At 73.5% G+C, this 5229-nt stretch carries 3 protein-coding genes; all 3 read right to left on the reverse strand.

What is annotated here, in order from left to right; genetic code table 11:
- Window positions 1–1955 (reverse strand): thiol reductant ABC exporter subunit CydD (gene cydD / locus FA014_RS17530; RefSeq protein WP_195969348.1); only part of this gene is annotated, 1955 nt, incomplete at its 3' end.
- Window positions 1956–1970: 15 nt separating this feature from the next.
- Entirely contained in the window at window positions 1971–3053 is a 1083-nt protein-coding gene (cydB, locus tag FA014_RS17535; protein WP_154730917.1) for a cytochrome d ubiquinol oxidase subunit II, read from the reverse strand.
- A 10-nt stretch (window positions 3054–3063) separates the two neighbouring features.
- Window positions 3064–4548 carry a cytochrome ubiquinol oxidase subunit I gene (locus FA014_RS17540; protein WP_154730918.1) on the reverse strand — a complete coding sequence of 495 codons (1485 nt, stop codon included), beginning with the start codon at window positions 4546–4548 and terminating at the stop codon, window positions 3064–3066.
- Between the last annotated feature and the right edge of the window lie 681 nt (window positions 4549–5229).

Raw genomic sequence — 5229 nt, forward strand, 5'->3', positions numbered from 1 at the left:
CATCGGTCGCGCTCCGCGGGGGTCGGGGCGGTGGCGGGGGACGCGGCGCCGCCGCGGCTGCGGGAGGCGCCGGACGCCCCGGGCGCGCCAGGGGTGCCGGAAACGCCGACGGTGCCGGAGACGCCAAGGGTGCCGGGGACGCCGACGGTGCCGGGGACACCGACGGTGCCGGAGACGCCGGCGGTGCCGACGAGCGCGGACTCCGCGGCACCGAGGCGGGCGACGGCGGCGCGGGTGGCGGGGGACGCCCCGGGGTCGGCGTCCGGGCCGTCCGCGGCGGGCAGCGGCGCGGACCGGACCGTGACGACGTCGTCGGCGAGCGCGACGAGCGACGGCCGGTGCGCCACCAGCAGCACCGTCCGCCCGGCGTCCTTGAGCGCGCGCACCGTCGCGAGCACGACGCGCTCGCCGGCGGCGTCCAGGTGCGCGGTGGGCTCGTCGAGCACGACCAGCGGGGCGTCGGACAGCAGGGCCCGGGTGAGCGCGACGCGCTGCCGCTGGCCCACGCTGAGCCCGGCTCCGCCGCGGCCGAGGTCGCTGTCCCAGCCGTCGGGGAGCCCCGCGACGACCTCGTCGAGCCCGGTCAGCGCGGCGGCCGCGTCCCGCCGCGCGCGGGCGGCGGGGTCCAGCTCGGCGTCCTCGGCGCCGGCGACCAGCCGGCCGACCGACGCGGGGTCGAGGACGGGCCGCTGCGGCAGCCAGGCGACCTGCTGCCAGTAGCCGGCGGGGTCGATGTCGGCGAGCGGGGTGGCGCCGCCGTCGGCGTCGACCAGCTCGACGGTCCCGGAGTCCGGGCGCAGGAGGCCGAGCAGCACGTCGACCGTGGTGGACTTGCCCGCGCCGCTCGGCCCGGTGACGGCCACGGTCCGGCCGGGTGCCAGGTCGAGGTCCAGCCCGGCGGGCGCGAGCAGGTCCCGGCCGGGCGCGCGCACGGTGACCCCGCGCAACCGCACCGTCGTCCGGCGCAGGTCGGGGGTCGGGGCGGTGCCCGCGGCGGGGACCGGCGTCTCCAGCACGCGGAAGACCTGGTCGGCGGCGGCCACGCCGTCGGTGGAGGCGTGGAACTGGGCGCCGACCTGGCGCAGCGGGAGGTACACCTCGGGGGCGAGCACGAGCACGGCGAGCCCGGTGGTGAGGTCGAGGTGGCCGTAGACCAGGCGCAGGCCGATGCCCACCGCGACCAGGGCGACGGCCAGGGTGGTGAGCAGCTCCAGGACCATGCCGGACAGGAACGCGATCCGCAGGGTGCCCATCGTGGCGCGGCGGTGCGCGTCGCCCAGCGCCTGCACCCGCTTGGCGGGGCCGCGCTCGCGCCCGAACGCGCGCAGGGTGGTGAGGCCGGCGACCAGGTCCAGCACCTGCGAGCCGAGCCGCTGCATGACCGTCAGGCTGCGCTCGGAGCGCCCCTGGGTCAGCTGGCCGATCAGGACCATGAAGATCGGCACCAGCGGGATGGTGCCCGCGGCGATCGCGGCCGACACCCAGTCGAGGCCGAGGATCACGACGAGGACGGCCGGCGTCACGGTGGCCGACAGCACGAGCTGCGGCAGGTACTTCACGAAGTAGGGCTCGAGGGCGTCGAGCCCGCGGGTCGCGAGCGTCACGACCCGGGCGCCCTCGCCCTCGGCCAGCCAGCGCGGGCCGAGGGCGGCGGCGCGGGCGACGACCTGCTCCCGGAGCTCGGCCACCGCGCGGGTCGCCGCCCGGTGCGCGAAGCGCTCCTGGACCCCGACGGCGAGCGCGCGCGCCGCGACGACGACGGCCAGCCACCCGACCCGCGGGAGCAGGTCGGGCAGCGTGGCCCCGTCGTGCGCGGCGGCGGCGAGCACCTGCGCCAGCAGGATCGCCTGGGCGATGACCAGGCCGGCCGTGACGATGCCCAGGGCGACCGTCAGGGCCAGGTACCCCCGGGCGGCGCGGGCGTACCGGAGCAGGCGCGGGTCGAGCGGCTTCACGCGGTCGATCGTCCCTCAGGCCCGGGTGGAGCCGTCGGGGGAGGTCCCGCCGTGCCCGGTGGACGCGCCGGCCTTCGCCGTCACGACCGCGAACGTCAGGCCGGTGTGCTCCGGGATGTGCTCGGCGGAGACGCGCTTGCGGAACACCCAGTACGTCCAGCCCTGGTAGAGCAGGACGACGGGCGTCAGGATCACGGCCACCCAGGTCATGATCGTCAGCGTGTAGTCCGTCGAGGACGCGTTCCGGATGGTCAGCGAGTTGGCCGGGTCGAACGCGGGCATGACGTCGGGGTACATCGAGCCGAAGATCAGCACGACGGCCGCGACGATCACCACGGACGACCAGATGAACGCCCAGCCCTCGCGCCGCGCGCGGGTGGTGACGACCACCGCGAGCAGCCCGACGGCGGCGAGCGCGACGGCGGCCCAGGTCCAGGTGACCGAGTAGGCCAGCTGCGCCCACACGGCCCAGGCCGCGGCGACCACGAGCGTGACCGGCGCCAGCCGCGCGGCGAGGGCGCCGGAGCGGTCGCGCATCTCGCCCGAGGTCTTGAGCGCCAGGAAGATCGCGCCGTGCGTGACGAACAGCAGGGCCGTCACCGCGCCGCCCAGGAGGGCGAACGGGTTGAGCAGCGCCCAGAAGCCGCCGACGTACTGGTGGTTCGCGTCGAGCTCGACGCCGCGCACCAGGTTGGCGAACGCGACGCCCCAGAGGACGCCCGGGATGTACGAGCCGAGCATGATGCCGCGGTCGGCCCAGGCGCGCCAGGTGTCGGTGTTGATCTTGCCGCGCCACTCGAACGACACGATCCGCAGGATCAGGCCGACGAGGATCAGCAGCAGCGGGATGTAGAAGCCGGAGAACAGGGTGGCGTACCACTCCGGGAAGGCCGCGAACGTCGCGCCGCCGGCGGTGATGAGCCACACCTCGTTGCCGTCCCAGACCGGGCCGATCGTGTTGATCATGACCCGGCGGTCCTTGTCCTTGCGGCCGAGGAACGGCAGCAGCATGCCGACGCCGAAGTCGAAGCCCTCGAGGACGAGGTAGCCGGTCCACAGGACCGCGATGAGCAGGAACCAGATGAGCGGGAGATCCATGGCCGCCTCCTCAGTACGCGAACGACAGCGGGCGCTCGGCCGCGTCGGGGTCGTCGGGGTCGGGCTGGTTGTCGGGGTTGTCCGGGCTGTAGTCCTTCTCGGTGTCCGCGACGCCCTCGACGGCGTACCGCTTCATCAGGCGGAACCAGAACACGGCCAGGACGCCGTAGACGAGGGTGAACGCGACCATGGAGATGATCACCGTGGTCGGGCTGACCACCTCGGAGACGCCGCGCTCGGTGAGCAGCCAGACGCCGTCGACGCCCGTCGGGTTCGGGTACACCACCCAGGGCTGGCGGCCCATCTCGGTGAAGATCCAGCCGAACGACGAGGCGAGGAACGGGGTCGGGATCGCCCAGATCGCGATGCGGGCGAGCCACTTGTTGTCCGACACCCGGCCCTTGCGCGTGAACCACAGCGCGGCGAGCGCGAGTGCCACCGAGCCGGCCGCCAGGCCGATCATGAGACGGAACGCCCAGTAGGTGACGGTGAGGTCGGGGATGTAGTTGACGCCCTCGCCGTACTGCTCCTCGTACCGCTCCTGCAGGTCGTTCACGCCCTCGATCCGGGAGCTGAAGTCGTTGTTCGCGAGGAACGACGTCAGGCCCGGGATGCTGATGAGGTGCGCGACGCCGTCGCAGTTGTTGGTGAGGTCGCCGATGGCGAGGATCGAGAAGGCGGCGCCGTCCTCGGTCTCGCACAGCGCCTCGGCCGCGGCCATCTTGGTGGGCTGCTGCTCGAACATGAGCTGGCCCTGCGCGTGGCCGGTGATGCCGAGGCCGACGCCCGAGATGAGCATGGTGAACACGCCGAGCAGGACGGCCGGGCGGTAGACCGTGCGGGCCTTCTCGCTGTCGCCCTGGCGGACGAGCCGGACCATCCACCAGGCGGCGATGCCCGCGACGAACGTGCCGGCGGTGAGGAACGCGGCGGTGACGGTGTGGGGGAACGCCGCCAGCAGCGTGCTGTTGGTGAGGACCGCGACGATGTCGGTCATCTCCGCGCGCCCGGTCTCGGTGTTGAACGTGGTGCCGACCGGGTGCTGCATCCAGGAGTTCGCCGCGAGGATGAAGTACGCGGAGAGGTTGGTCGCGATCGCGACCGCCCAGATGGTGGCGAGGTGGATCTTCTTGGGGAGCTTGTCCCAGCCGAAGATCCACAGGCCGAGGAACGTCGACTCCACGAAGAAGGCGGCGAGCGCCTCCATCGCCAGCGGCGCGCCGAACACGTCGCCGACGAACCGGGAGTACTCGGACCAGTTCATGCCGAACTGGAACTCCTGCACGATGCCCGTGGCCACGCCGATCGCGAAGTTGATCAGCATGAGCTTGCCGAAGAACTTGGTCAGCCGGAGCCACGTCTCGTTGCCGGTGCGGTACCAGATGGTCTGCATGATCGCGACGAGCGGGGTGAGGCCGATCGTCAGCGGGACGAAGATGAAGTGGTAGACGGTGGTGACACCGAACTGCCAGCGTGCCAGGTCGAGGGCTTCCACGGTGGTGTCCGTCCAGGTGCTGGGGCGAGTGGTGGTGGGGGCGTGCGGCGGGGGGCCGAACGGCCCAGGTCAGGGCCGTCGGTCGACGGTATTGCGCCCCGATTCACAAGCCTAGGACAAAGGTCCCGCGATCTGACGGGTTGTCGTCTCGTTGTGACTCGGTTCACGAGCGTGACCTACCGCACGTCCGCGGGACCTCTGTGCGATACTGGCTCCGGTCTCCCGGGATCCACACACCCCGGGCGCCACCGTGCTCGCCGCACCAGCGCATCGCGCTAGCCAGGCGCCGCCGGCCGGCCGACCCCGACCCAGGGGATCGTGCCGCCAGGCAGGCGATGGCGCCGATCGCCCGTGCAGCGACCGACACCGACGACTTCCGTCGCCGCGGACACGCGAGCGACGACCGACAGCCCGATGGGCGCCGAGCGTGTGGCCGGCGTACCCGGGCGTGCAGGAGCACCGCGCGTGACGCTCGACAACACCTCGGACAGCACCACCACCGCCGCGCAGACGGGCGGTGAGGCGCCCGTCGAGGCCGCCGCACCCGCCCGCAAGCGCGTTCGCGCTCGCCCTCGCGGCCGGCGCCCTCGTCGTCGGGACGTCGGCGTGCACCGGCGGCACCGCGGAGGCCGAGGACACCACGCCCGCGCCGGAGCCCGCCACGACGGCCGACGACCCGGC

Origin of the sequence: Cellulomonas hominis (assembly GCF_005239125.1) — a bacterium.
Lineage (GTDB): Bacteria > Actinomycetota > Actinomycetes > Actinomycetales > Cellulomonadaceae > Cellulomonas > Cellulomonas hominis_A.

Coding starts and splice junctions, on each gene's coding strand:
- cydB (WP_154730917.1), bottom strand. CDS start 3,053: ATGGATCTCCCGCTCATCTGGTTCCTGCTCATCGCGGTCCTGTGGACC.